Annotated in this window: 1 protein-coding gene and 1 pseudogene; both read right to left on the reverse strand. The window is 43.7% G+C overall.

The window, feature by feature from the left end; translation table 11 throughout:
* Nucleotides 1–424: 424 nt before the first annotated feature.
* On the reverse strand, nt 425–931 hold the full coding sequence (locus QW71_RS35920) for a hypothetical protein (protein ID WP_039310788.1): 507 nt from the start codon (nt 929–931) through the stop codon (nt 425–427).
* 15 nt (nt 932–946) lie between these two features.
* Nucleotides 947–2,212 (reverse strand): annotated as a pseudogene (locus tag QW71_RS41110) (hypothetical protein); the annotation flags it as partial.

A 2,212-nucleotide genomic window follows, 5' to 3' on the forward strand; every position in this document is an offset into this window, starting at 1 on the left:
CCCGTCCCCTCAATACGAGGTTCCTCAATCTCCTTTGCCTTGACTTCTAATTCTTCTATAGCTTTAACTGTCTCTGGTACTCTTCCAAATTTGATATCCGGCAGCTTCCCGCGCACAAACCTCATCGCACTTCCCAAAACTTTGCTGCCCGCCTTTATCGCGGTATCTCCTACACCTGCAATGCCTGCATTGATTCCCACTGCCTTTACAGAAGGCTAATCAAAATCAGGTCCATCATGGTATTGACCATAATGGACCTGTTCAATGCCTCATCGCACTTCCCAAAACTTTGCTGCCCGCCTTTATCGCGGTATCTCCTACACCTGCAATGCCTGCATTGATTCCCACTGCCTTTACAGAAGGCTAATCAAAATCAGGTCCATCATGGTATTGACCATAATGGACCTGTTCAATGGATGTATAACTAATTTGTTTCCCTATCTACTCTCTCTAAATTAGCTTCGCTAATATCTTGCTTTGTAATATTTAGCTCACGCCAATAACTTAGAGGATATGCCGACGTACCAATCAGCAGTTCACCTTGTCGAAGGTTAAAACTCCCACCCCGTTCCAACAACTTTATCATTGGCTCATATAAATCCGCATATTCGTTTGCTTTATCAACCCTTTCATCTACTAATGAACAAATCTCCAAATAGTAGTAACATATCGCTTTTATATATAAATTATTAATATCCTTGAGCATTGGACAAACTTTCATTATATCTACGTGTTGACTATTTCCAAGAACGCTAGCAATACGAAATATAGGATACTTATCAATATTAAGAGATAAAGTATTTAATACTGCGTTAACCCTTCTAAAGTATTCACTTATCAATATGTGATGCGATTCACAGAACTTATTTCCTCCATCTTCAAAATTGATTAATGATATACGGTTTACAGCATCATTGAGTAATGCCCCCATACAATCCTACCTCACTTATTTAAATAAATTTTTAAAATAGTATTCTTCATATCCAGGAAAAGTCCAGTTTGGTTGGGAGGGTGCATTCTCATGAGCACCAGGCGGATAACCATCAAATCTTCCTTTTTCTATATTCCATGATTCAAGCGTACGATACTTTTGACCTTCTGCCATGAATTGCCGCTCTGTAAGTTCGTGTGCAGCTAATTGCTTGAACCATGCTTTTTGTTCAATAGATAACTCCCCATTTTGAGCTGTTTTCCATGCGTAGGCAATCTCATCATCAGCAGCGAACCTTTCAAGTTTAAATTCAATTCCTCCTGGTTGAGGGAGTTGATGCTTGCCAAAAAATAAGTGCTTTTTCATAGTTTTTATTTCATTAACACTGAGTCCAGTATTTCTTGCCAACTCCTCAATGTCTCTCATATTTACATTTCTTATTGCAGCATATTCAGCTTCTGCTGCACCATCATAATCCTTCATTCCTGAACCAGTAAATCTCTTACTTTCACCAGTCCCCCCAACCCCTTTAATCACGGGATTGAATTCATCCAGTAATGGCTTCGTTCCGCTTACAGTGTCTACATCCCCCAACGCTTTTATCTTACCAAATCCGCTTCCATTAATTCCACCGGGAGACTCTATTTGACAATTCTTATTCGATCCAATCTTCGGATTAAGGGTCCCCACCCCCAAGACTTCACTGATCCGGTCTGCACTCGCTGCTCCGCGCAGGGTCGATTCGAACTCGCTTACCAAATCACTGAGTATAAACTGCTGCTCCACTTGCATACCGTAGAACTGGGCTTCCAGCACTTGCTGCCGTTGCGTCTTGGGCCCCTGCTTCTCTCCTGTGAACAGTTCAATGAGCGGATCCACCAAATATTTGTCAATAAAATCCTTCTTCGCCGGCCGGCTCTCCCAATCCGTCAGATCTGTACCGCCCTTGTCTACCTGGGCATCATTGTTGATATCCCTGACCATCGCCTGATTCACGATTTCCCGCCAAGCCTCCGCGTTTGGATTCGTTAAAAGGAGGCTGCGGCCTCCTTGATGAAGGGCATCCAGTTGGTCCTTTGCCCACTGGCCTTTATTCCCCGGCTCCATGGCCATCCGCAGCAGCAGCAGATAGGATTCATTTTGTGCCAGCGGTACACTCTCCGTCTTGATCGACGGATCAGATTCGCAGGCCTGCAATGCGGGCTGCTTGTAGTACACACTCAGATCCTTCCCTGCTTCATAGTGGACCTCATCTACGCCCAGTGAAGCCAGCTTCTGACG

The organism is Paenibacillus sp. IHB B 3415, assembly GCF_000802655.2.
In the GTDB taxonomy this organism is placed as follows: Bacteria; Bacillota; Bacilli; order Paenibacillales; family Paenibacillaceae; genus Paenibacillus_AQ; species Paenibacillus_AQ phytohabitans.